This window comes from Paenibacillus sp. 4624 (assembly GCF_050435065.1).
Lineage (GTDB): Bacteria > Bacillota > Bacilli > Paenibacillales > Paenibacillaceae > Paenibacillus > Paenibacillus amylolyticus_D.
In genome coordinates this window covers 291,606-316,177 of the sequence record NZ_JBNDJR010000009.1, presented here as the reverse complement: position 1 = coordinate 316,177, position 24,572 = coordinate 291,606, and the positions used below count along the sequence as shown (strand labels likewise).

Genomic DNA, 24,572 nt, shown 5'->3' with positions numbered 1-24,572 from the left:
AATATGAGAGAATCAAAGCTTAAACACTCTCCGACTTTTTAAATGGGTTGACCGTATTCCAGGTTGCCTTATGTGAGTTGAAATTGATATGAGATGAAATGAGATAAGCCTATAAACCTGGTTTTATGTTCAAGAAGGCTTGACCACAAATCGATTACGATAATCTTTCGGAGTAAAACCTGTATGTTTTCGAAACACTTTGATGAAGTAACTCTGATCGTGAAAGTTTAGCAACGTATAAATCTCACTCAGTCGATAGTCTGAGAAAACGATAAGATTTTTGGCTTCTTCAATCCGTTGCCTTTGTATAAAAATGCGAAGCGCCTCTCCAGTCTCTTCCTTGAATTTACGGGAAAGATAGGAGGGGCTTATTTGCAGATGTGTGGACAGGATAGACAGACTTAAATCATCGTATAAGTGATTGAATATATATTCCTGACATAACAGAATGTCTTTGGAAAAATGAGCCCGATGGACTTTTTCTACACGTTCGGTAAAATCACCAAGGATCTTATGCAGAATGGGATGAATCGAATCAATCCGGGACAGCTTTTCAATGTGTTGGATATAGGTGTCGCTAAGCGTAAGCGCTGACTCCGAATACAATCCGCCATCAATTGCAGCACGGGTTCCGAGTGTAATGGCTGCGATAATCAAATTCTTTTTGCTCCGTAAACTATCCTGTTTGGATAAAGTGCCGTAGACCCCGTTCAAATCCATATGCTGTTTCAGGTACAAAAGCATCTTATGTTTGTTCCCCAGACGAACCTGATCAAATACCTTTTTCTCAGAAAGGTAGGATTTGTGAAACAATCTCCGCTCTCTCTGTTCCAGAAGAGACAGTTCAAGTACACCTTCCGTATGATTATTTATATGTATGACATGCTTGTTGTCCTCAAGTACTTGATTTCGATCCAAAACTTCATGATGTAAAAGATAGTGGGCCATAATTGCTACACTCAGCAGTTGATGGAGATCATTGGGTTCAATGAATGTGGTTGTATCCCGTTGTTGATCCCATGCAAACGGAACATGCTCAACATATGGCTGTGCGCTGGGCCAAAGAACAAGCACACCTTGCCCTTCAGGAGTGGAGACTGGCATCAGGATCATCGTATCCATTTGTTTATTGTAATTTATGATCTGGATTTTCAGATGAATAGGGATGGAGAGAAGATGGTTTACTATTTCCGGGCTAAAAGAAGGGTGACGATCGAAACTCCGCATAAGGTAGAACGCGGGAACCCGGGTAGTCTCATATAACGTTTGTAAGATCCATTGAAGTTTGGTTTCGCTTATCGTTGGCACTGAACGCTCCATCTCCCTCAAGATCATAATTTAATACCATTAATCTCAAATGAATACCATAAATATAAATGGAAACGCTCTATATTTCAATTAAGATGGTGATGAAGGATTTACAGAGCAGGAGGCTGACAGAATGTATCTAGTTATTGATATTGGTGGGACTTTTATTAAATACGGAATCATGAGCGAAAGCGGAGAGCTGTTGTCGAAGGGAAAACGTGGCGTTGGGCGGAGTGGCTTGCAGGAATTGCAGGATGCTCTTTATGCTATCGTGGATGCACAAGACATGTCACAGATTCAAGGCATTGCTCTGAGCTGTCCAGGAACAATCGATGTGGCAACAGGAATGGTGTACCACGGCGGTTCTTTTCCATTTTTGCATGAGGTCAATTTAGCCAAGCTTCTTGAAGACAGATATGCTATCCACGTATCCATTGAAAATGATGGGAAGTGTGCAGCGCTTGCTGAACTATGGCTCGGCAGTGTCAAAGATACCAAGGATTCCGTCGTTATGGTGCTGGGCAGCGGCATCGCGGGAGGAATCATCATGGATGGTAAGCTGCAGCGTGGCAAAAACTTGTCAGCTGGAGAGGTTAGTTATGTGATGAGCCGGATTGATCCGGTAACGAAGGAAGCGGCCTATTTCGGACTGGAGAGCTCGGCTGTAGAGATGGTTAGACAAATTGGTGAGTTAAAAGGGCTGGATGACCCTGCCGATGGTGAGGCCGTGTTTGAATTTATTAATCAGCAAGATGCGGAGGCGTGCGGTGTATTTGACACCTTTTGCACACAGATTGCGGTTCAGATTATGAATCTGCAATACATTCTCGACCCTGAAGTGTTTGCCGTTGGAGGAGGAATCAGTGCACAGCCTGTTGTGCTGGAGCGAATCAAGTGGGCAATAGATGAACTGAAGCGAGTTAACCCATTGCATAAGGCGAGCCCGCAGATCACAGCCTGTACGTTTGGAAATGATGCCAACCTGTACGGAGCGTTATATCATTTTCTAAACAGCCACCGGAACAACTATACACAAGCCTGAAAGCCTAAAATACAGGGGCCTCCTTCGTATAAGATGATTCGTTTTCAGGCAACGTAAGCGGAGGAGGTGAGCCTGAGATGCCGCATAACAAACCGGAAAAACGCAATAACCAACAGAATAAGGACAGCATTCGGGAAGAGAATATCGCAGTGACCCCGGAGAAATCAGCCAAAAGGGTGCCGAGCCTGAACGGGATTCCGAAACAGGAATCGTAGATTTAACGTTGTGTAAAAAATAGTGCGGTTCTCTGCCCGCGTTGATCATCTGCCTGCCTTGGGATTATAATGGAGACAGGGAGATGTCCCGGGACAGGGGGACCGCTAAACGCATATGCATACCGGACTTATCGTATGGTTTATCTTTATTAATGTTGTCGCATATCTGGTCATGTCAGATGACAAGAAACGTGCACAGCAGCGGCGGGATCGCACGCCTGAGCGAACGTTATTTTTGCTAGCCTTTATCGGCGGTGCGCTAGGCGTCTGGATTGCGATGTATCGGAAAAGACACAAAACGAAACATCCCAGTTTTACAATTGGCATTCCGTTGCTCGTATTTCTGAATGCAGTGATGTATGGTTATTTTTTGCAATAATTGTGTAGGGATGAATGGATTTATTATGTCATTTTTTTCTTATTAAGTGGTTCGTTTTAACCTGTGAGGGTTTAAGAAGTTACATGGTTCCAGGCTCTGTAAGGGATTTAGATGTCAGACCGAGGCTTGCTTCGGATTCTACATATATAAGGAAGGGACGGGATTTACATGTTATTTTCCAAAATCTTAGTAGCTTATGATGGGTCAAAAGCTTCAAATAAAGCACTGGATCGTGCCATCGAGTTTGCCAAGGCATCGCCGGGGGCTGTGCTCGATGTCATTCATGCATTTGATTTTCCGCGTGTATTTATCGGGGAGGGGCTTGCACCACTTCCGCCTTCACTCAACAACGATTACTACAATCTGGCTGTGCAAACGACGGATGAAGCCAAAGAGCGAATTCAAGCTGCCGGTGTTACGGCAAATGTAGATCTGATCCAAGGGGCTGCAGCTGAAGTGTTGCTGGACTATGCCAAAGAAAACGGCTCGGATATCATTATCATTGGTTCCCGAGGTTTGGGCGGAATCCGTGAATTCGTGCTGGGTAGTGTCAGCCACAATGTAGTACAGCATGCTCAAATTCCTGTATTGATTGTAAAATGATTTTGAAATAAGAGGGAGGGTGTACTTGTACTCCGTTCCCGTGTGAACAAGCCGGTTGTCTTCGAGAAATTGAAGAGTAACCGGCTTTCTTTATTTTATTTCGAAGCAACAGGATGGGCTATTTCAAACGAATTTGGAAGTTTATTGTATAACACCGCACTTATTCCCGAACATTAGATTTGTCAATATGTTAAATGTTCGTCTTTAAGTTGACATACGCTGTAGGGGATTGTTAGAATGTTAGATGTGTCGACTAGGTTAAAATAAGGTCGAGTAGGAACGAAAGTTGTATGTTTGTGGAACATGGTAAACGAAGATATGGTGAATAGATATTTGCTCGTATAACGCCGGGAATAGGGCCCGGAAGTATCTACCCGGAAACCGTAAATTTCCGGACTACGAGGAGATACGGCTGAGAGTCGCATGCATGAATGCGGACAGCAAGCCCCTTTTGGCATGCCCAAATGAGGGATACGTATTTCTTGTAGTCCGGTGTCCGGAGAAAATGTAATATTTTCGCGGGTAGCGGACTTTTTCGTTTTTTAAAATGCTCAGATGGGAGTGGGATGTATTCATGTCGGTGCAAGTTGCTGTAATTATGGGCAGTAAGTCTGATTGGGAAACGATGAAACATGCGTGCGAGGTGCTGGACGAGCTTGAGATTGGTTATGAAAAAAAGGTCGTCTCCGCGCATCGTACACCGGATTTGATGTTTGAATATGCAGAACAGGCGATTGACCGCGGATTCAAGGTCATTATCGCTGGTGCAGGCGGAGCGGCTCATCTTCCAGGTATGGTAGCATCCAAAACGATGCTTCCCGTCATCGGTGTTCCGGTTCAATCCAAAGCATTGAACGGTCTCGATTCCTTGCTGTCCATTGTGCAGATGCCTGGCGGCATCCCGGTAGCAACGGTTGCGATTGGCAAAGCGGGTGCGACAAATGCAGGTTTGCTCGCGGCACAGATCATTGGCGCATTTGACCCAGAGGTGCAGCGCCGCTCCGAAGCCCGCAGAGAACGAATTAAACAAGAAGTACTGGAAAGCAGTGATGAGCTATGAGTAACGATGCAACTAGACAGGATATGGGAACAGGGCAAGGACAGCCTGTCTTATTACCTGGACATACAACAATCGGTATTCTTGGCGGCGGACAGCTCGGACGGATGATGACGCTAGCCGGAACGGCGATGGGGTATCGATTCGTGACTCTTGATCCAACACCGGATTCACCTTGTGGTCAGATTGCGAAGCAGATTGAAGCTGGATACGATGATGTACAGGCAGCAAGAGAACTCGCGCGGCAATGCGATGTGATCACGTATGAATTCGAGAATGTGAATGCAGAAGTGGCGGCTTTACTTGAGCGTGAGTCGTCCGTGCCGCAAGGAAGTTCCCTTTTATACACGACCCAGCATCGCTTGCGTGAGAAACGTGCGATTGAAGCGGCTGGAGTAAGGGTTGCTCCATACCGCGAGATTACCAGTTTGGATACGATGAACGCTGCAGTGAGTGAATTAGGTGTTCCATGTGTGCTGAAAACGGTGACTGGCGGATATGACGGCAAAGGTCAGCGAGTGATTCGCGCGGCATCGGAGGCCGAAGGGGCGTATGAAGAGCTTGCATCGACAGGTGCAGAGCTGGTACTTGAACAATTTATCAAGTTCGAATGCGAGATTTCGGTCGTTGTTGCTCGCAGCACGAGCGGAGAGATCAAAACGTTCCCGCCTGCGGAGAACATCCATGTGAACAACATTTTGCATGCTTCGATTGTACCTGCGCGAGTGGCTACAGACATTCAACTTGAAGCACAGAAACTGGCCGCTGCAGTTGCCGAATCCCTGAAAGCTGTCGGATTGCTTGCGGTGGAACTGTTTGTAGCCGCTGACGGCAGATTGTATGTGAACGAGCTGGCCCCAAGGCCGCATAATTCCGGTCACTACACAATGGAGGCTTGCGCTACATCACAGTTTGAGCAGCATATTCGTGCCATCTGCGGATTACCGCTGGGGGATACAACGCTGTTAAGTCCCGTCGTTATGGTCAATGTGCTTGGTGAGCATCTGGAAGGAATCATCGCAAGAACAGGGCAACCTGATGAAGAGGCGATGGAACTGGGTGTCATCCCTAAGCTTCATATATATGGCAAGAGCGAAGCGAAGACAGGACGGAAGATGGGGCATGTGAACCTGCTCTGTCAGGATGCCCGAGAAGGATTGCAATGGATCGAACAAACTAATCTATGGAGGCATACAAATTCATGATTGAACGTTATAGCAGACCCGAAATGAGAGCCATCTGGACGGAAGAGAACAAATTCCAATCGTGGCTGGAAGTTGAAATTTGTGCATGCGAGGCATGGGCTGAGCTTGGAGTGATCCCGAAGGAAGAAGCAGCTTTGCTTCGCCAGAACGCTTCTTTTGACATTGACCGTATCTATGAGATTGAAAAGGAAACGCGCCATGACGTTATTGCGTTCACACGTACAGTATCCGAGAGCCTGGGTGCAGAGCGGAAATGGGTTCATTACGGCCTGACTTCCACGGACGTGGTGGATACGGCACTGGGTTATGTACTGCGTCAAGCAAACGAGATTCTGGAAAAGGACATTATTAATTTCATCGAAATTTTGCGTGAAAAAGCACTGACATACCAGCATACGCCAATGATGGGACGTACGCATGGTGTACATGCAGAGCCCACAACTTTCGGATTGAAAATGGCGTTGTGGCATGAAGAGATGAAGCGTAACCTGGAGCGGTTCCGCCATGCAGCGGATGGCGTACAGTTCGGGAAAATCTCCGGTGCCGTTGGAACGTATGCCAACATCGATCCATTTGTTGAAGAGTTTGTCTGCAAAAAGCTGGGCACGAAACCTGCGCCAATATCTACACAAACGTTGCAACGTGACCGTCATGCGGAGTACATGGCTACGCTGGCGCTGATCGCAACGTCCCTGGACAAGTTTGCTACCGAAGTACGTGCACTACAAAAGAGTGAATTCCGTGAAGTGGAAGAAGCGTTTGCCAAAGGTCAAAAAGGATCTTCCGCCATGCCGCACAAGCGGAACCCGATCGGCAGTGAAAACATCTCCGGTCTGTCCCGTGTTATCCGCGGACACATGGTATCTGCATACGAGAACGTAACATTGTGGCATGAGCGCGACATCTCGCACTCTTCCGTAGAACGTGTCATTCTGCCAGATGCAACGATGCTGCTGAACTACATGTTGAACCGTTTCGGTAACATTGTGAAGAACCTGACTGTGTTCCCGGAAAATATGAAACGCAACATGGAACGTACCTTCGGCGTACCATTCTCCGGCCGCGTTATGACGAAGTTGATTGACAAAGGCTTCAGCCGTGAGCAAGCATACGATACCGTTCAACCGCGTGCAATGCAAGCGTGGGAAGAACAGCGCCAATTCCAGGACATCGTGAAGTCTACACCGGAAATTACAGCCGTGCTGAGCGAAGAGGAAATTGCAGATGCATTTAACCCATCCTGGCACCTGAAACACGTGGACACGATTTTCAAAAAACTCGGATTGAACGATTAACCGATTAATATATGCCCTTAATAAGGCTAAAGAAACGAATGATGGGCTCAGCAGAGAACGAAGAGGACGGAAATAAGCTGAAGAAGCGGAGCTACAAGCTTTCTGAAAGAAAGCTGCATCGGAAGCATAGTCTGTGCCTTTATCCCCGGATTTTCACTTTTGAAAAGTGGATCGGAAAAATCTGGAGATAACAGCGATCGGAAGATTGTTCTGTCATCGGAGTGGAGTCTGTGCAGCATCAGGATTCGTTCTTAGCCTTACATCTCCTGAAAGAAGGTGACCCCATGGCACTGTCCACGGCGGCAGATCTTGTTAAAGCACCTCTGTTATACAAAGGAAAAGTACGCGAGTTGTACGATCTGGGTGAGCATTTTCTAATTGTAGTGACAGATCGGATCTCGGCATTTGATTATGTGCTAGACCCGGCAGTTCCAGAGAAAGGCAACGTGCTGAATCAACTCAGCAGCTTCTGGTTTGAACTGACAGGCAGCATGATGGACAATCACGTGGTTCATACCGATGTGAATCAGCTGGGTGATCTGGTCACAGAACCTGAATTGCTCAAAAACCGCATCATGGTTACACGCAAAGCAGAGCGCATCGACATCGAATGTGTAGTGCGAGGATACATTACTGGCGGTGGATGGAGACAGTACGAGACAACCGGAGAAGTGAATGGAATCAAACTGCCGGAAGGCCTGCGCAAAAATGCCAAGCTTGAAGTGCCAATCTTCACACCGGCTGCCAAAAATGATGTTGGTCATGACGAGGACATTCCGATGGAGCGTATGAAAGAGCTTGTCGGAGACGCCCTTGCTATCGAACTTCAAGAGAAAAGCTTGCGGCTCTATGAGTTTGCTCGTGATTACTGTGATCAACGCGGTATCATTCTGGCAGACTGCAAATTCGAGTTTGGCATCGTGGACGGCAAGGTAATCCTGATTGATGAAATCTTCACCCCGGATGCCTCTCGCTTCTGGGCAAAAGAAAACTATGCTCTCGACATTGAGATCGACAGCATGGATAAAGAACCTGTCCGAACCTATCTGGCAGGCACGGATTGGGACAAGAACAGCAAGCCTGACCCGCTTCCGCAAGAGGTTGTGGAAGCGACAACGGCAAGATACGTCGATATTTATAAGCGTTTAACGAAATAATAAAAGGTAACGTTTGAGCGTGCGGCTCCGGGAAAGTTTGGCTTTCGATCGCTGTTGCCCCCGGAATGTTTAGATTTTAATCCTTTTTTCAAAAGGACACATTCCGGTTGCAAAGGCGAACGCTTCGCTTCTCCAGCTCAAATCTTTCCCTCCGCCAGTGTTCAAACTGGTGGATGAGGCAATTAAGGTGCAGGGTTCACTAAGTATGAAGCCTGAAAAGATACAACTGAAAGACTAATAACTCGGAAACCCGCTCCTTTTCCGTGAAATGGTTGGCTTTTACTACCCGCCGTACAACGTAAAAGGTTTAGGCCTTTAAAAAAATTGCCGCAGGATTAAGCGTAGGAGTGGAATGGTTCACGAAGGAGCGAAGCGACCGCCTTTGTTCCCAGGTTTTGACCGCGGCGCGGGCCAAAACGAATCAGAAAACCTGGGAACAACAAGCGGCCGGAGGAACCATCCACACCGAAGCGATCACCCGAGGCCACAGCTTTTACTACCCGTCGAGCAACGTAAAGGGTTTAGGCCTTTAAAAAAATTGCCGCAGGATTAAGCGTAGGAGTGGAATGGTTCACGAAGGAGCGAAGCGACCGCCTTTGTTCCCGGGTTTTGACCGCGGCGCGGGCCAAAACGAATCAGAAAACCTGGGAACAACAAGCGGCCGGAGGAACCATCCACACCGAAGCGATCACCCGAGGCCACCGCACTTTTTTTAACAGCATAAAGCATTTATCCCGTTCATTACTGAGGAGGAACATACAGATCATGATCAAAGCAACCGTATATGTCACTATTAAACAAAGCGTACTCGACCCGCAAGGCGTAGCTGTTCAAGGAGCCCTGCATTCCATGGGATTCAACGAAGTGGAAAGTGTACGAATCGGTAAAGTCATGGAACTGAACTTGGATACAACGGATCGTGTGGAAGCGGAGAAACGATTGAAAGTGATGTGTGAGAAGCTGCTCGCCAACACCGTTGTTGAAGATTACCGCTACGAATTGGAGGGTTAATCTCATGAAATTTGCAGTTCTTGTGTTCCCTGGCTCCAACTGCGACATCGACTGTTACAAAGCAGTAGAAGATGCGATTGGACAAGAGGTTGATTATGTATGGCATACGGCGACGGACTTGTCCGCGTATGATTGCATTCTGGTTCCGGGTGGTTTCTCATACGGAGACTACCTGCGTTGCGGAGCAATTTCCCGTTTCGCACCGGTAATGAACGAAGTGGCGAAAGCCGCAGAGCAAGGCAAATATGTACTGGGCATCTGTAACGGATTCCAGATCCTGACGGAAGCGGGTCTGCTCCCGGGAGCATTGATCCGCAACACGTCTCTGAAATTCCGTTGCCATGACACGGTATTGAAAGTGGCTAACGCAGACACACCTTTCACACGTGACTATGCACCAGGCGAAGAGATTGTCATTCCGATCGCTCACGGTGAAGGCAACTATTACTGTGACGAAGAAACACTGGCAAGTTTGCAAGCAAACAATCAGATTGTATTCACATATGGCAACAACCCGAATGGTTCCCTGGGTGATATCGCAGGGGTTTGCAACGAGGCGGGTAACGTCGTCGGCATGATGCCGCATCCAGAGCGTGCAGTGGACTCACTGTTTGGCTCGGAAGACGGCAAACGGATGTTTACATCAATTTTGAAAGCATGGAGGGATCGGCATGACGCAGCAGCTATCCGCTAAGGAGCCAACAGCAGAACAGGTCGCAGAACATAAACTTTACGCACAGATGGGCGTGTCTGACAGCGAGTACGAGTTGATCTGTGAGTTCATGGGCCGCAAGCCAAACTACACGGAGATTGGTGTATTCAGCGTGATGTGGTCTGAGCACTGCGCATACAAAAACTCCAAGCCGCTCTTGCGTCGTTTCCCGACAAGTGGTCCGCGTGTCCTGATGGGACCAGGTGAAGGTGCCGGAATCGTGGATATCGGTGACAACCAGGCCGTTGTTTTCAAAATTGAAAGCCATAACCACCCTTCCGCGGTAGAACCTTATCAAGGTGCGGCAACAGGTGTGGGCGGCATTATCCGTGATATTTTCTCCATGGGTGCAAGACCGGTAGCGCTGCTGAACTCCCTTCGTTTCGGTAAGCTGGAGAGCGAGCGCGTAAAATATTTGTTCGAGCATGTGGTAGCGGGTATTGCGGGATACGGTAACTGTATCGGGATTCCAACCGTCGCAGGTGAAGTGATGTTTGATGAGAGTTATGAAGGTAATCCGCTCGTTAATGCGATGTGCGTGGGTCTGATTGATCATGACAAAATCCAGCGCGGTGTGGCCAAAGGTGTAGGTAACCCGGTTTATTACGTTGGCCCACCAACTGGTCGTGACGGTATCCACGGTGCAACGTTTGCTTCCGTTGAGTTGACCGAAGAATCCGAGTCCCAGCGTACTGCCGTTCAGGTCGGTGACCCGTTCATGGAGAAGCTGGTTATGGAATCCTGTCTGGAATTGATCGACACGGGCATCGTGCTCGGTATTCAGGACATGGGTGCAGCAGGTCTGACATGCTCCAGTGCGGAGATGGCAAGTAAAGCGGGGAACGGTCTGGAGTTGTATCTGGATCAGGTGCCACAGCGTGAAGAAGGCATGACACCTTACGAGATGATGTTATCTGAGTCTCAGGAGCGGATGTTGTTTGTCGTTGAGCCGAAGGATGAGGCGCAGGCGTTAGAAATCTTTGAGCGGTGGGGTGTCATCTGTGCCAAAGTTGGTAAAGTTACAGACGATGGTCGTCTGAAACTGATCCACCACGGTGAAGTTGTCGGTGATATGCCTGTTACGGCTTTGGTTGACGAGTGCCCTGTATATGACAAGCCATCTACGGTACCTGCGTATTATGAGCAAAGTGCTTCCATCGACACGCTTCGTTATGACGAAGTGTCGGATCTCGGCGGTGCATTGAAACAAGTGCTGGCTTCTCCAACGGTGGCGAGCAAAAAATGGGTTTACGATCAATACGACTACATGGTACGTACAAGCACAGCCGTTCGTCCAGGTTCGGATGCAGCGGTGGTGACAATTCGCGGAACGCGCAAAGGTCTTGCGATGACGACGGACTGTAACGGTCGTTACGTGTACCTTGATCCTGAGGTGGGTGGACGTATTGCGGTGAGTGAAGCAGCGCGTAATATCGTATGTTCCGGTGCAGAACCGCTGGCGATCACGGACAACCTGAACTTCGGTAACCCGGAGAAACCGGATATTTTCTGGCAGATGGAAAAAGCTGTGGACGGTATGGCGGAAGCTTGCCGTGTGCTGGATACGCCGGTCATCGGTGGTAACGTGAGTTTGTACAATGAAAACGCCAAAGGCTCCATCTATCCAACGCCAGTGGTCGGTATGGTAGGTCTCGTGCATGATACGGATCATATCACGACACAAGCATTCAAATCCGAAGGAGATGTCATCATGCTCCTCGGTGAAACCAAAGCGGAACTCGGCGGCAGCGAGCTGCAATACGCCGTACACGGCGTGACGGAAGGTCGTCCGCCAGAGCTTGACCTGAACACGGAGAAGGCATTGCTCGGCACCGTGCTGGAAGCCATCCAATCCGGACTTGTTCGCTCCGCGCATGACTTGTCTGAAGGTGGTCTGGCCGTTGCACTGGCAGAGTCCTGCATCAGTGGTAACGTGGGTGCGCAAGTAAATGTAGAGACTGCTTTGCGTGCGGACCATGCTCTGTTCAGTGAGAGCCAATCCCGTATTCTGCTGTCGGCTTCTCCAGAGCAAGCGAGTAAGCTGGAAGCTTTTGTACGTGAACGCGGAGTTCCAGCAGCTGTGATCGGACGTGTTGAAGGAAGTAACCTGACGATTGAATTGAACGGAACATCAGCCGTGAACGAACCTGTAGGAGGTTTGGCTAAGGTCTGGGAGGATGCGATTCCATGTCTCATGAACTGATGACGGAACCGTTGTGGACAGGTGATTATTATAACGAAGGGTCCGGCAAAGAAGGACTCGACAAATTAAAGGAAGAATGTGGCGTATTCGGGGTGTATAGGCACCCTGATGCGGCTTCCCTTTCCTATTACGGTCTGCATGCTTTGCAGCATCGCGGGGAAGAAAGTGCGGGTATGTGTGTAAGCGACGGCACACAATTTAACTATCACCGCGGTATGGGACTCGTGAAAGAGGTCTTCACCAAAGACCTAATGCAGACACTGACAGGTGATATCAGCATAGGACATGTGCGTTATTCGACAAGTGGAGATAGCAAACTGACCAATGCACAGCCGCTCGTATTCAAATATCGGGATGGTGACCTAGCGGTTGCAACGAACGGCAACATCGTGAATGCACCAACGATCCGGCGTGAGCTGGAGCAGAGCGGATCTATTTTCCAGACGACGAGTGACACTGAAGTTATTGCTCACTTGATCGCGCGTTCTTCGAAAGGTCTTGTAGAAGCTGCAAAAGACGCATTCCAGCGTATCGTCGGCGGATATGCGTTTCTGATCATGACGAATGATAAGTTGTTGGTTGCTTCTGACCCGCATGGACTTCGTCCACTGACGATGGGTAAGCTTGGGGACGCGTACCTGTTTGCGTCTGAAACTTGTGCACTTGAAACGATCGGCGCAGAGTTGATCCGTGATATAGAGCCAGGGGAACTGCTTGTACTGGATGCAGACGGATTACATGAAGATCGTTTTGATAATCATAAACACCGCAAGGCGCTCTGTGCGATGGAATATATTTATTTTGCTCGACCTGATAGTGATATGAACGGTGCAAATCAGCATGCTGCTCGTAAACGCATGGGTAGTCGGATGGCCATTGAGGCGTTTGTGGATGCGGACTTGGTTACGGGGGTACCAGATTCCAGCATCTCGGCGGCGATTGGATACGCTGAACAGACAGGTATTCCATATGAGATGGGCATGATCAAAAATAAATATACCGGACGTACGTTTATCCAGCCAAGCCAGGAACTGCGTGAGCAGGGCGTGAAGATGAAGCTCAGCGCCGTGCGGCGTGTCGTGGAAGGTAAACGTGTAGTCATGATCGATGACTCAATCGTACGTGGGACAACGTCCCGCCGGATTGTGAATATGCTGCGTGACGCAGGGGCAACGGAAGTGCATGTGCGGATTACTTCGCCGCCGTTCAAGAACCCGTGCTTCTATGGCATTGATACACCGGATAGCCGCGAGCTTATCGCATCTGCTCTGTCCGTTGAAGAGATTTGCCGTGAGATCAATGCAGACTCTCTGGCTTTCCTCAGCCCGGATGGACTGATTGCATCCATTCAAGGTGACAATCAGGATGACTATAAGGGCGGACTATGTCTGGCATGCTTCGATAATGACTATCCAACCCGCCTCGACTTTGACGGCGAGGAGAAATTTGGCTGCAGTTGTTAGGAGGCAGGACTTATGGGAAGAAAAAGCTATAATGAGGGCGATGTTTTTCTGATTCCAATGCATGATGGACGGTTTGCCGTGTGTCAGGTGATATGTGCACTGAGAGACCGCTTCAAAAAGGCATTTTCATTCGGCGTGATGAGCATTCAGCGTGACGAAACTGTAAGTTTGGAAGACGGCGAATTCCTTGTCTATTGTTATGGTAAACGTAAGAGCAACGTGATCTTCACGTCACCTAAGCTGCTGAAAGATGGCACATGGAGAATCATCGGTAACATCCCGCTGACTCCGGCGAAAAAAGAACTGCAAGTATTCCAGTGCGCCGGTGGGGTGTACAACGGTGACGAATTCATTCGAATGGTTCCACCAGAGGAGTACAGTCAGTACATTACAATGGGTGTAGCTGGTTTTGAATTGGTACAGAATCATCTGTTAGAGATGAGCAATGATAAATGAGTTAGATTTTTCATTTACACAAAAGTTTATATAACTCAATTTATATAAGATACGAAGGGTGTGAGGGTTGTGTCCGAAGCATATAAAAAGGCCGGTGTGGATATCGCGGCAGGGAACGAAGCGGTTGAACGGATGAAAAAACACGTAAAGCGTACCTTCCGTCCAGAAGTCATGACCGATCTGGGTGGATTCGGCGCCTTGTTCGGATTGAACAAGGATAAATATGATGAGCCGGTGCTGGTTTCAGGTACAGATGGCGTGGGAACCAAGCTGAAAATTGCGTTTGCGATGGATCGTCACGACACGATTGGCATCGATGCAGTAGCGATGTGTGTCAACGATATCGTAGTACAAGGAGCAGAGCCGCTTTTCTTCCTGGACTACCTCGCTTGCGATAAGGTCATCCCGGAGAAGATTGAAGCGATCGTTGCGGGTATCGCAGAAGGCTGTCATCAATCCGGCTGTGCGTTAATCGGCGGTGAAACGGCTGAAATGCCGGGCATGTACAGTGAAGGTGAGTATGATATCGCAGGGTTTACTGTAGGTATCGTGGACAAAGCAAAGATCATCAACGGCACTACCATCGCACCTGGAGATACCGTCATCGGTCTTGCTTCCAGCGGTGTGCACAGCAACGGTTTCTCTCTGGTTCGCAGATTGTTGCTTGAAGAAGCTGGCCTGGATCTACACTCCGAAGTGACGGAGCTGGGTGGCAAACTGGGCGATTCCTTGCTGGAGCCAACGAAAATTTATGTAAAACCATTACTGTCCTTGCTGGAGAGTGTCAACGTTAAAGGGATGGCCCATATTACGGGCGGTGGATTTATCGAAAATATCCCACGTATGCTGCCGAGCAACGTAAACGTAGATATCGATTATGGTTCATGGCCTATCCTGCCAATCTTTAATCTTTTACAGCAAAAAGGCGATGTATCAAACCGTGATATGTTTACGACGTTTAACATGGGGATCGGACTTGTCTTGGTTGTGAACGAAGCGGATGCAACAAAAGCACTGGAGCAATTAAAAGCTTCCGGTGAAGAAGCGTACATCATTGGCCGTGTAACTGAAGGGGATGCGCGAGTAACCTTCATGGGAGCGGATGTTTAATGACGAACTACCGTATTGCTGTGTTTGCCTCAGGGACAGGAAGCAACTTTCAGTCTCTGGTTGATGCAGCACGGAATGGCGATTTGGGTGCATCAGTGGAATTACTCGTCTGTGATAAACCTGCTGCACGCGTTGTGCAGCGAGCACATGATGCAGGGGTGGAATGTCATCTGTTTACACCTAAAAATTATGCTTCGCGCGAAGCGTACGAGGCCGAAATTATCGAAGTACTTGAATCCAAACAGATCGATCTGGTTGTGCTGGCAGGTTATATGAGACTGCTAACCTCAGTGATGGTGGATCGTTATGCGGGTCGACTGATTAATATTCACCCATCGCTCCTGCCGGCCTTTGCGGGCAAAGATGCGATTGGACAAGCACTTGATTATGGTGTGAAAGTGACAGGTGTAACCGTTCATTTTGTGGACGGAGGCATGGATACAGGGCCAATCATTGCCCAGCACCCTGTGCCTGTTCAACCAGGGGATACAGCAGAAATGATCAGCAAAGCCATTCATGCAGCCGAACAGCAGCTATATCCTGAAGTAGTATCCTGGTTCGCGCGAGGTCTGGTCCAGTTAAACGGACGTCACGTCACCGTTAACAAACCGGTTTGATGTAAGTTGCCCCTTTTTACACGTTAACGGAGAGGACAGAGAAAACCTGGAAAAGCGAAGCGCTCGCCTGAAAGCTTTCTGAAAGAAAGCTGCATCGGAAGCATAGGCTTATCACCGATTTTCCCCTTGAAAAAAGGGAATCAAAAATCTGGGGATAACAGCGATTGAAAGGTTGTTCTGTCATCGTAGTGTCCGGTGTAAATACCCTGGTTCAACTTATATAACAGAAGTCGAATATTGATACGCATTTTGTGATATTTCTCGGGAAATAAATCAGCTGTGTTTCGTCAGGAAACGCGAAGCTTATGGGATAATAAAGGAGGAGCATATTGTGAGTATCAAAAGAGCGCTGGTCAGCGTATCGGATAAAACAGGCATCGTGGACTTTTGCCGCGAGCTGTCGCAAATGGGTGTGGAGATTATTTCGACAGGAGGTACAAGCAGCCTGCTGTCGAAGGAAGGCGTACCTGTTATCGGAATTTCGGACGTAACCGGATTCCCGGAAATTATGGACGGACGTGTCAAAACATTGCATCCGGCAGTTCACAGCGGTTTGCTCGCTGTTCGTGATAATGAAGAGCACACACGCCAAATGCAGGAGCTTGGTCTCGGTTATATTGATCTGGTCGTTGTAAACCTGTATCCTTTCCAGGAAACCATCGCCAAACCGGATGTAGCCTATGAAGATGCGATTGAGAACATCGATATTGGTGGGCCAACGATGTTGCGTTCAGCAGCTAAAAACCATGCTTTTGTTAGCGTTGTTGTTGATGCGGCCGACTACAGTCAAGTGCTGGAGGAAGTTCGCAGCGGCGGGGATACGACGCTGGAAACACGCAAACGGCTTGCGGCAAAAGTGTTTCGCCACACGGCGGCTTACGATGCACTCATCTCCGATTATCTGTCCAACGTTAATGGCGATCCACTACCAGAGCGTCTGACGGTTACTTACGAAAAACTCCAGGATCTGCGCTACGGCGAAAATCCACACCAACAAGCGGCATTCTACCGCAAACCGCTGGCTGCTCAGGATACATTGACTACAGCCGAGCAACTGCACGGTAAAGAACTGTCCTACAACAATATCAACGATGCCAACGCAGCACTGCAGATTGTCAAAGAATTTGAAGAGCCAGCAGTGGTTGCCGTGAAACATATGAATCCTTGCGGTGTAGGTATTGGCGAAAGTATCTATGAAGCCTACAGCAAAGCGTATGCTGCTGACCCAACATCGATTTTCGGTGGCATTGTGGCCGCAAACCGCATTATCGACAGCGATACGGCAAACAAGCTGAGCGAGATTTTCCTGGAAATCGTACTTGCACCTGATTTTACCCAAGAAGCTCTGGATATTCTGACGAAAAAGAAAAACATCCGTTTGCTCAAAACAGGTGAGCTGAGTGCAGCTCGCAACCGCGAAAGCCAATTCGTGGTTACGTCGATTGACGGCGGCATGATCGTGCAACAATCCGACGTACACTCCATTGAAGCGAGTGAGCTTAACGTGGTTACCGATCGTGCACCTTCTGAGGAAGAGCTGAAGCAGCTATTGTTTGGCTGGAAAGTCGTTAAACATGTGAAGTCCAACGCGATCGTACTTGCCGCGAACGATATGACGGTAGGTGTAGGTGCGGGGCAAATGAACCGTGTCGGTGCTGCTAAAATTGCAATTGAACAAGCCGGTGAGCAGGCAAAAGGTGCGGTTCTCGCTTCGGATGCCTTCTTCCCGATGGGGGATACACTTGAGCTGGCGGCAAAAGCTGGCATTACAGCAGTCATTCAGCCAGGCGGCTCAATCAAAGACGAAGAGTCCATCAAGGTAGCCAATGAATACGGCATCGCAATGGTATTCACGGGCGTACGTCATTTTAAACACTAGGACGAGTAATAAGCAGGTTGAAGAGTTAAAGTAAAAACAGAAGTATTAAAATACTCTTCATCAAAAAGTGGCAAGTGTTATAAAGGAGTGTCACCTGTCATGTTGATGACGTATGGGGCACTCCTTTTTTCAGGAAATAGATCAAATAATATTTTTGAAGTGTATGAACATCACAATCCAGTAAAGTGTGGAGGGGACAGAAGAATGGATATTTTGGTAGTCGGCGGCGGCGGCCGCGAACATGCAATTATCTGGGCACTGGCGAAGAGTCCAAAGGCAGGCAAGATCCATTGCGCACCAGGGAATGCGGGCATTGCACAGCTGGCAGAGTGTCATCCGATTGCGGTGCATGAATTCGATAAACTCAAAGCACTGGCTGTTGAGTTGAAAGTAGACCTCGTCGTTATTGGACCGGATGATCCACTGGCAGACGGTATTGTAGATGCATTTGATTCGACAGGTCTTCCGGTCTTCGGTCCGCGCCGTAATGCGGCGGAGATCGAAGGCAGTAAAACGTTCATGAAAGACCTGCTGCACAAATACAACATCCCTACCGCTGCATATGAGAAGTTCGACAACTACGAGCAGGCTCAGGCATATCTGAATGAGCAAGCGATCCCTGTTGTCATTAAAGCGGATGGACTTGCTGCAGGTAAAGGGGTTACTGTTGCACACTCTCGTGACGAGGCGAATCAGGCACTTCGCAGCATTATGGTCGATAAGGTGTTTGGTGAAGCTGGAGCCAAAGTAATTATCGAAGAATTCCTGGCCGGACAGGAAATGTCGATTCTGGCCTTTGTCGATGGTGAGACGGTTCGTCCAATGGCTGCTGCGCAGGATCATAAACCTGTGTTCGACAATGATCAGGGGCCAAATACGGGTGGCATGGGTACATACTCTCCGCTTCCGCACATCCCGGCCTCCATTATTGAAGAGGCGGTGGAAACGATTATCAAGCCAACAGCCCAAGCGATGGTGTCTGAAGGACGCCCATTCCGCGGGGTATTGTTTGCAGGTTTGATGATCTCCCCGGATGGCAAACCCAAAACGATTGAGTTCAACGCTCGTTTTGGAGATCCAGAGACACAAGTGGTGTTGCCACGTCTGAAAACGGACCTGCTCGACATTTTCTGGGCAACCGTCCACGGGAAGCTGGCTGATTTGGAGATTGAATGGAGCGAAGAAGCTGCTGTCTGTGTTGTGCTTGCTTCCGGTGGATATCCAGGCCCGTACGCCAAAGGTATTGTGATCGAAGGACTGGATCAAGTCGAAGAAGCGGTTGTGTTCCACGCAGGAACTGCGCGTAATGAAGCTGGGGACTGGGTAACGAACGGAGGGCGTATTCTCGGTGTTGTTGGCCTAGGCGCAGACATCGCGGAAGCAAGAGTCAAAGCTTATGCTCAGGCAGAGCGTATTCATTTTGAAGGCAAACATCAACGGACCGACATTGCAGCCAAAGCTTTGGTGTAACAATTAAAAGTGAAGCATTCAAGCAATAAGTTGCTCAGTTTAAGAGAAGTGAAGTCGAATTCAAATCAACTTTGTTAAATGGATCAGGAACAGAGCACATTTGCACTAATTAAGCCAGCCCGTAGGAGGGGTACCAGAAGGTATTTGCATCCTGCGGGCTTTTTGTGCGTATTAGATATATCATGTGTAAAAAAGACAGTTACATTCCTTACACATCTATCCTCGGAAACGCACCGTTTTCTCAGGATCACGCTGGTTAAAATGCCAGAGGATAACATACATATAGACTACTCTGCGAACAATAGACTGTAAGCTTGTGCCAAACCATAACGTGCAACTGGATGGTTTGGATCAAAACATGATATACTTTTCGGAAACAGGAATCGATACGTTGGGAGGTGGATATCTATTGGGTAGGCGATATTGTAAATTGTCCAAATGGCGAATCTAGGTGGAGTTGATCAAGGAACAATGGACAGCATGAGGGGTAACCCGTTTTGATTGAAGTCGTTTCTAAACGTCACGCGCGTTATTGACTTCATCTTGGATTCCTGTTTTAGATTTACAAGGTCATTATGCGACTTATACAGAAGTGATCATGAACTGATTTTTTATATATTTTTTATACGACAATTGCTCTCTGGCAACAGACATTAAACAGCGCATGAAAGGTTAACGGCATGAACGTTACCGCATTACGCTGTAACTATCTTTGGAGGTGAATCCCTGACAATCGGGGAAGTCTTTGGACATAATTACCATATTAAATATCGCATTACTTATCATCTTGATTGTACTGACTGCATTTTTCGTTGCGTCGGAGTTTGCTGTTGTGAAGATTCGTACATCAAGGGTAGATCAACTGGTTGCCGAAGGCAATAAGAAGGCAGTGCTTGCCAAAAAGGTCGTCTCGGATCTCGATTATTATCTGTCTGCTTGTCAGCTGGGGATTACCGTTACGGCCCTCGGACTCGGGGCATTGGGGAAACCGACGGTGGAGAGATTATTGTATCCGGTGTTCAGCTATTTTGATGTACCTGCCTCGGCCTCGGCGATTGCTTCTTATGCGATAGCTTTTATACTCGTTACGTTTTTGCATGTCGTTGTTGGTGAGATGGCACCGAAAACGTTGGCGATTCAATTTTCTGAAAAATTAACCTTGTTACTCTCGCCGCCGCTGTACTGGTTTGGTAAAATCATGTATCCGTTCATCTGGGCACTCAATGGTGCATCGCGTGTAATTCTGCGTGGATTCGGTGTGAAGCCTGCCGGACATGATCAAGCCTATTCCGAGGACGAGATTAAGATCATTATGAACCAGAGCTATGAAGGCGATGAGAGTAATCAGACCAAGCTTTCCTATTTGGAAAATGTTTTTGTGTTCGACGAACGTGATGCCAAAGACATCATGGTTCCACGTACCGAGCTGATTACACTGAATCAAGATATGACGTATGACGATATTATTCCTATTTTGGATGAGCATAACTACTCCAGATATCCCGTCATTGAGGATGGAGACAAAGACCGCATTATCGGTGTCGTGAATGTGAAGAAGATTTTGCCGGACATGGTTGCGACCCGGGCACATCAATTGAGTGAATTTGTGCGTGAGATTCCATTTGTGTCGGAAGTAACCTCCATTCAGGATGCGATGATCAAAATGCAGCAGGAACGTGTTCATATGGCTGTCGTCGTGGATGAGTACGGCGGTACTTCGGGAATCATTACGATGGAGGATATCCTTGAAGAGCTGGTCGGCGAGATCCGGGATGAGTTCGATGCCGATGAAGTAGCGGACATTCAGGAAACCGGGGACAATCAATATCTGATTAGTGGTCGTGTACTTCTGGATGAACTGGAACGTCAATTCGGAATTATATTTGATGGTAATGAAGAGATGGATACCGTTGCCGGATGGATTCAATACCAGAAGGGTGTCGGTGTGGAAAAAGGAGATACCGTTGAACACGGCGACTATGTCTGGACGGTAGTGGATGCCGAGAACTATCACATCAAGCAGGTGCTGCTTGAACGTGTAAACGGCACTGAGGTTGAAGAGCCTGCTAGCGATCTGGCTTAACATTTCAAAACTTAATGGAGGTGAATCCCTCACCTGAGGGAAATCATTGGACGGAATAATAGCCTTAAACTTATTTTTAGTAGCTGTATTTATCGGATTGACCGCGTTTTTCGTAGGAGCCGAATTCGCTATTCTGAAAGTACGGATGTCCCGTATTGATCAGTTGATTTCGGAAGGCAACCAAAAAGCTGTGGTCGCCAAAAAAGTGGCACATAACCTGGATTATTATCTGTCTGCATGTCAACTGGGTATTACGATTACGGCACTCGTACTGGGTGCCTTGGGTGAACCGACCGTAGAGAAGATGTTGCATCCGTTGTTCGAAAGTCTGGAAGTGCCTGCTGCACTGTCCACCGTACTCTCTTACGGTATTGCATTGGCATTTATCACTTTCCTGCATGTCGTAATCGGTGAGCTTGCACCCAAAACACTTGCCATTCAGTTTGCTGAAAAAATGACGTTGTTGCTTGCACCGCCGCTCTACTGGTTCGGTAAAATCATGAATCCGTTCATTTATGCGCTGAATGGTGCAGCACGTTTATTACTTGGCATTTTCGGCATCAAACCTGCCGGGCATGATACGGTTCACTCCGAAGAGGAACTAAAGCTGATCATGGCGCAAAGTTATGAGAGTGGTGAGATTAATCAAACCGAGCTGGACTATCTCAAAAACATCTTTGCCTTTGATGAGCGTTTGCTTCAAGAGATCATGATTCCCCGGAATAAAATTGTTACATTGAATAAAGAAATGCCGCTGGATCAAATTATTGAAGTGCTGAATCAGCATGAGTATACGAGATATCCTGTCATTGCAAACGGGGATGCAAACCATTTTGTCGGGTTTATTAATACCAAACAGACGTTAACGAGTGTAGCTGCGGGCAGAACGTTCAGCATGAACACGTTCACGCATCCAATGCCGAGCTTCTCGGAGCGTTCACCGATCAAGGATGTGCTCGTTCAAATGCAACATAGCCGTGTGCATATCGCTTCTGTCAAAAACGAAGCAGGCGCAACGATCGGCATGGTGACGATGGAGGATATTCTCGAAGAGATTGTCGGGGATATCAAGGATGAATACGAGCATAAGGATCTGGTAAATCCACCGAAGAAACTAAAATTGGTGTAAGAAGAATCAGAGCCAGAAGCAGGCTTTGTTTGGGTGAGATACACGTACCAGTACGCTGGAATCGTTATGGTCATGGAAATGGACATAGCTTGAGGTGCCTAGCTTGAAATAGTTCATTTGTATTTATAAAAAGACAGGTTCCCGTACTTCGGTGCGGATACCTGTTTTTTTATGTGAAAAGCAGTTCAGAGCGATACGTTTTGACAAAAACAACGAGTATAATTAACGTTCACCGCAGTAATATCTTAATTTTGAAATAAATACTTGCATATTGTTCGTAGATAGATTAATATGAATTTAAAGAATCTTAATTTAAAGATAAATAACGAAAGTAAAGGTTATTTAGATCCTCATGTGCAGTAAATAAAACAACCGTACAACAACCAAGATAATGAATAATAAACGAAAACTAAGGGAGTGGAGATTATGTTCAGAACTTCAGGCATTCATCACATTACCGCTTTTGTCGACGACGCACAGAAAAATGTAGACTTCTACGCAGGTGTACTGGGACTCAGACTAGTGAAAAAAACGATCAACTTTGATGCACCGGATGTGTATCACTTGTACTACGGCAATGAGCAAGGCGCGCCAGGTACGATCATCACCTTTTTCCCGCAAAAGAATGCAAGAAGAGGTGTGATTGGCTCAGGTCAGACCGGGGTTACTGTCTATGCCGTACCGGTGGGCAGCTTGTCCTTCTGGAAAGAACGTCTTGCTTCCTTCGATATTCCATATGAAAATAAAACCAGATTCGGTGAACACTATATTCGTTTCTTCGATAAAGGGGGCTTGCTCCTTGAACTGGTTGAGCGGGAAGGCGGTCAGCCAAGCCAGTGGGCATTTAACGGGGTAACACCGGAGCATGCCATCAAAGGATTTGGCGGTGCGGTACTGTACAGTCACGTGCCTGAGAAAACGATGGATGTGCTTGTCAGCAAGCTTGGCCTGGAACAGGTTGGCGAAGAGAATGGCCTGATCCGCCTGCGGGCGAGCGGTGATCTGGGACAGATCATCGATATTCAATCGACAGGTATCCAGCGCGGTATCGGTGGTGCAGGAACGGTACATCACATTGCATGGCGTGCCAAAGATTACACGGAGCATGAACAAATTCAGCAGGACCTGGATCAAACGGGGTATCATCCAACACCAGTGATTGACCGTCAGTACTTCAATGCGGTATATTTCCGGGAACCAGGCGGTATTTTGTTTGAGATTGCTACAGACCCTCCGGGCTTTGCACGGGATGAACCGCAAGAGACGATGGGTGAGAAATTGATGCTGCCTGAGTGGTACGAACCACAGCGTGCGCAGATTGAACAATTGCTGCCACCAATTCAAGTACGGGAATGGAAAGGAGAGTCTAAATCATGAGTACAGCGACCATGAAACATATCTACAAAGCAGGTGCGCGGCCAGATGCACGGGCAATACTGTTGCTCCACGGTACAGGGGGAACGGAGAATGATCTGATCGGACTGGCGGAGATGATTGCTCCGGGGGCGGCGATTCTTGGAGTGCGAGGTAACGTGTCCGAGAATGGGATGCCACGTTTCTTCCGCCGTCTTGCGGAAGGTGTCTTTGATGAAGAGGATCTGATTGCCCGGACAGCGGAACTGGGAGCCTTTATCGATGCCGCTGCGGTGGAATATGGATTCGATCGTTCGAACGTATATGCGCTGGGTTATTCCAATGGCGCCAACATTGCCGCAAGTTTGATATTCCACCACGCAGACGTATTCAAGGGAGCGATCCTGCACCATCCGATGGTGCCTCTGCGCGGATTGACACTGCCTGATCTGAAAGGATTGCCCGTCTTCATCGGTGCAGGGGAGAATGATCCCATCGTGCCGAGACGTGAAACGGAGGAACTGGCTACGTTATTGAGCGGAGCAGGTGCCGATGTGCATATGCACTGGGAACGTCAGGGCCATCAACTGACACGTACCGAGGCCGAAGCTGCGGCTGCATGGTATAAATCACAGTTGTAATACCGGTGCAGTACTTGTGGATGTATTGCATTACGAGATCTAGCACATATCGACATATATAAGAAGTTCGCAGGCAGCCTGATCCGGGAGATCGGGCTGTTTTTTCGCTTTTTATATCCTATTTAAGTTGAACTATTCTTTACACGTTAACGGAGAGGACAGAAAAAAACTGGAAAAGCGAAGC

General features: G+C 48.0%; 24 protein-coding genes and 1 riboswitch. Of the genes, 21 read left to right on the top strand and 3 right to left on the bottom strand.

Annotated features, from left to right (window positions below):
• Positions 1 to 129: 129 nt before the first annotated feature.
• Positions 130 to 1,122: a helix-turn-helix domain-containing protein gene (locus ABIE27_RS21160; RefSeq protein WP_161556931.1), complete on the bottom strand. Its 993-nt coding sequence runs from the start codon at positions 1,120 to 1,122 to the stop codon at positions 130 to 132.
• A 319-nt stretch (positions 1,123 to 1,441) separates the two neighbouring features.
• On the opposite strand from ABIE27_RS21160, the gene ABIE27_RS21155 reads away from it, so the two are divergent.
• The 8 genes from ABIE27_RS21155 (at position 1,442) to ABIE27_RS21120 (ending at position 8,261) form a co-directional block, all read left to right on the top strand.
• Positions 1,442 to 2,350, top strand: a complete 909-nt coding sequence (locus tag ABIE27_RS21155) for an ROK family protein (RefSeq protein ID WP_123064783.1) — start codon at positions 1,442 to 1,444, stop codon at positions 2,348 to 2,350.
• A gap of 77 nt (positions 2,351 to 2,427) precedes the next feature.
• Positions 2,428 to 2,565, top strand: coding sequence for a hypothetical protein (locus ABIE27_RS21150; protein ID WP_167375798.1), 138 nt, complete (start codon positions 2,428 to 2,430; stop codon positions 2,563 to 2,565).
• A 115-nt stretch (positions 2,566 to 2,680) separates the two neighbouring features.
• Positions 2,681 to 2,944, top strand: coding sequence for a DUF1294 domain-containing protein (locus tag ABIE27_RS21145; RefSeq protein ID WP_123064784.1), 264 nt, complete (start codon positions 2,681 to 2,683; stop codon positions 2,942 to 2,944).
• A 168-nt stretch (positions 2,945 to 3,112) separates the two neighbouring features.
• Complete coding sequence (locus tag ABIE27_RS21140; protein WP_090923374.1) at positions 3,113 to 3,547, top strand: universal stress protein; 435 nt, start codon at positions 3,113 to 3,115, stop codon at positions 3,545 to 3,547.
• 317 nt (positions 3,548 to 3,864) lie between these two features.
• Positions 3,865 to 3,966: riboswitch (purine riboswitch) on the top strand.
• A 155-nt stretch (positions 3,967 to 4,121) separates the two neighbouring features.
• Positions 4,122 to 4,607, top strand: a complete 486-nt coding sequence (purE, locus tag ABIE27_RS21135) for a 5-(carboxyamino)imidazole ribonucleotide mutase (RefSeq protein WP_090923373.1) — start codon at positions 4,122 to 4,124, stop codon at positions 4,605 to 4,607.
• Positions 4,604 to 5,809, top strand: coding sequence for a 5-(carboxyamino)imidazole ribonucleotide synthase (purK, locus tag ABIE27_RS21130; protein WP_240036888.1), 1,206 nt, complete (start codon positions 4,604 to 4,606; stop codon positions 5,807 to 5,809). Before purE ends, purK begins: the two co-directional genes overlap by 4 nt.
• Positions 5,806 to 7,104 (top strand): adenylosuccinate lyase, encoded by a 1,299-nt coding sequence (purB, locus tag ABIE27_RS21125; protein WP_123064785.1) that lies wholly within the window; start codon positions 5,806 to 5,808, stop codon positions 7,102 to 7,104. The genes purK and purB overlap by 4 nt, the downstream gene beginning before the upstream one ends.
• Before the next feature lie 284 nt (positions 7,105 to 7,388).
• On the top strand, positions 7,389 to 8,261 hold the full coding sequence (locus ABIE27_RS21120; protein ID WP_123064961.1) for a phosphoribosylaminoimidazolesuccinocarboxamide synthase: 873 nt from the start codon (positions 7,389 to 7,391) through the stop codon (positions 8,259 to 8,261).
• 335 nt (positions 8,262 to 8,596) lie between these two features.
• On the opposite strand, the gene ABIE27_RS21115 is transcribed toward ABIE27_RS21120, so the two are convergent.
• Positions 8,597 to 8,749 (bottom strand): hypothetical protein, encoded by a 153-nt coding sequence (locus ABIE27_RS21115; protein WP_429351414.1) that lies wholly within the window; start codon positions 8,747 to 8,749, stop codon positions 8,597 to 8,599.
• 61 nt (positions 8,750 to 8,810) lie between these two features.
• A complete protein-coding gene (locus tag ABIE27_RS21110) occupies positions 8,811 to 8,963 on the bottom strand; it encodes a hypothetical protein (RefSeq protein WP_429351413.1) in 153 nt (50 codons plus the stop codon).
• A 63-nt stretch (positions 8,964 to 9,026) separates the two neighbouring features.
• Here ABIE27_RS21110 and purS point away from each other — a divergent pair, with 63 nt between their 5' ends.
• From purS to ABIE27_RS21045, 13 genes are all read left to right on the top strand, one after another.
• On the top strand, positions 9,027 to 9,272 hold the full coding sequence (gene purS, locus ABIE27_RS21105; protein ID WP_090923368.1) for a phosphoribosylformylglycinamidine synthase subunit PurS: 246 nt from the start codon (positions 9,027 to 9,029) through the stop codon (positions 9,270 to 9,272).
• A gap of 4 nt (positions 9,273 to 9,276) precedes the next feature.
• Complete coding sequence (purQ, locus tag ABIE27_RS21100; protein WP_090923362.1) at positions 9,277 to 9,966, top strand: phosphoribosylformylglycinamidine synthase subunit PurQ; 690 nt, start codon at positions 9,277 to 9,279, stop codon at positions 9,964 to 9,966.
• The gene (gene purL / locus ABIE27_RS21095; RefSeq protein WP_123064787.1) at positions 9,944 to 12,187 is read left to right on the top strand and encodes a phosphoribosylformylglycinamidine synthase subunit PurL; all 2,244 of its coding nucleotides are present in this window, start codon (positions 9,944 to 9,946) and stop codon (positions 12,185 to 12,187) included. The genes purQ and purL overlap by 23 nt, the downstream gene beginning before the upstream one ends.
• A complete protein-coding gene (gene purF, locus ABIE27_RS21090) occupies positions 12,172 to 13,650 on the top strand; it encodes an amidophosphoribosyltransferase (RefSeq protein ID WP_123064788.1) in 1,479 nt (492 codons plus the stop codon). The genes purL and purF overlap by 16 nt, the downstream gene beginning before the upstream one ends.
• Before the next feature lie 12 nt (positions 13,651 to 13,662).
• On the top strand, positions 13,663 to 14,106 hold the full coding sequence (locus ABIE27_RS21085; RefSeq protein WP_429351412.1) for an immunity 26/phosphotriesterase HocA family protein: 444 nt from the start codon (positions 13,663 to 13,665) through the stop codon (positions 14,104 to 14,106).
• Positions 14,107 to 14,175: 69 nt separating this feature from the next.
• A complete protein-coding gene (gene purM / locus ABIE27_RS21080; protein WP_429351411.1) occupies positions 14,176 to 15,216 on the top strand; it encodes a phosphoribosylformylglycinamidine cyclo-ligase in 1,041 nt (346 codons plus the stop codon).
• Positions 15,216 to 15,833: a phosphoribosylglycinamide formyltransferase gene (gene purN, locus ABIE27_RS21075; RefSeq protein ID WP_123064791.1), complete on the top strand. Its 618-nt coding sequence runs from the start codon at positions 15,216 to 15,218 to the stop codon at positions 15,831 to 15,833. The genes purM and purN overlap by 1 nt, the downstream gene beginning before the upstream one ends.
• A gap of 331 nt (positions 15,834 to 16,164) precedes the next feature.
• Positions 16,165 to 17,712: a bifunctional phosphoribosylaminoimidazolecarboxamide formyltransferase/IMP cyclohydrolase gene (gene purH, locus ABIE27_RS21070; protein ID WP_123064792.1), complete on the top strand. Its 1,548-nt coding sequence runs from the start codon at positions 16,165 to 16,167 to the stop codon at positions 17,710 to 17,712.
• 204 nt (positions 17,713 to 17,916) lie between these two features.
• Complete coding sequence (gene purD, locus ABIE27_RS21065) at positions 17,917 to 19,182, top strand: phosphoribosylamine--glycine ligase (protein WP_429351410.1); 1,266 nt, start codon at positions 17,917 to 17,919, stop codon at positions 19,180 to 19,182.
• Positions 19,183 to 19,927: 745 nt separating this feature from the next.
• Entirely contained in the window at positions 19,928 to 21,265 is a 1,338-nt protein-coding gene (locus ABIE27_RS21060; RefSeq protein WP_429351409.1) for a hemolysin family protein, read from the top strand.
• 46 nt (positions 21,266 to 21,311) lie between these two features.
• Positions 21,312 to 22,394, top strand: a complete 1,083-nt coding sequence (locus tag ABIE27_RS21055) for a hemolysin family protein (RefSeq protein ID WP_429351408.1) — start codon at positions 21,312 to 21,314, stop codon at positions 22,392 to 22,394.
• A 426-nt stretch (positions 22,395 to 22,820) separates the two neighbouring features.
• Positions 22,821 to 23,771, top strand: coding sequence for a ring-cleaving dioxygenase (locus ABIE27_RS21050; RefSeq protein WP_429351407.1), 951 nt, complete (start codon positions 22,821 to 22,823; stop codon positions 23,769 to 23,771).
• 11 nt (positions 23,772 to 23,782) lie between these two features.
• Positions 23,783 to 24,388, top strand: coding sequence for an alpha/beta hydrolase (locus ABIE27_RS21045; protein ID WP_429351422.1), 606 nt, complete (start codon positions 23,783 to 23,785; stop codon positions 24,386 to 24,388).
• Positions 24,389 to 24,572 lie beyond the last annotated feature (184 nt).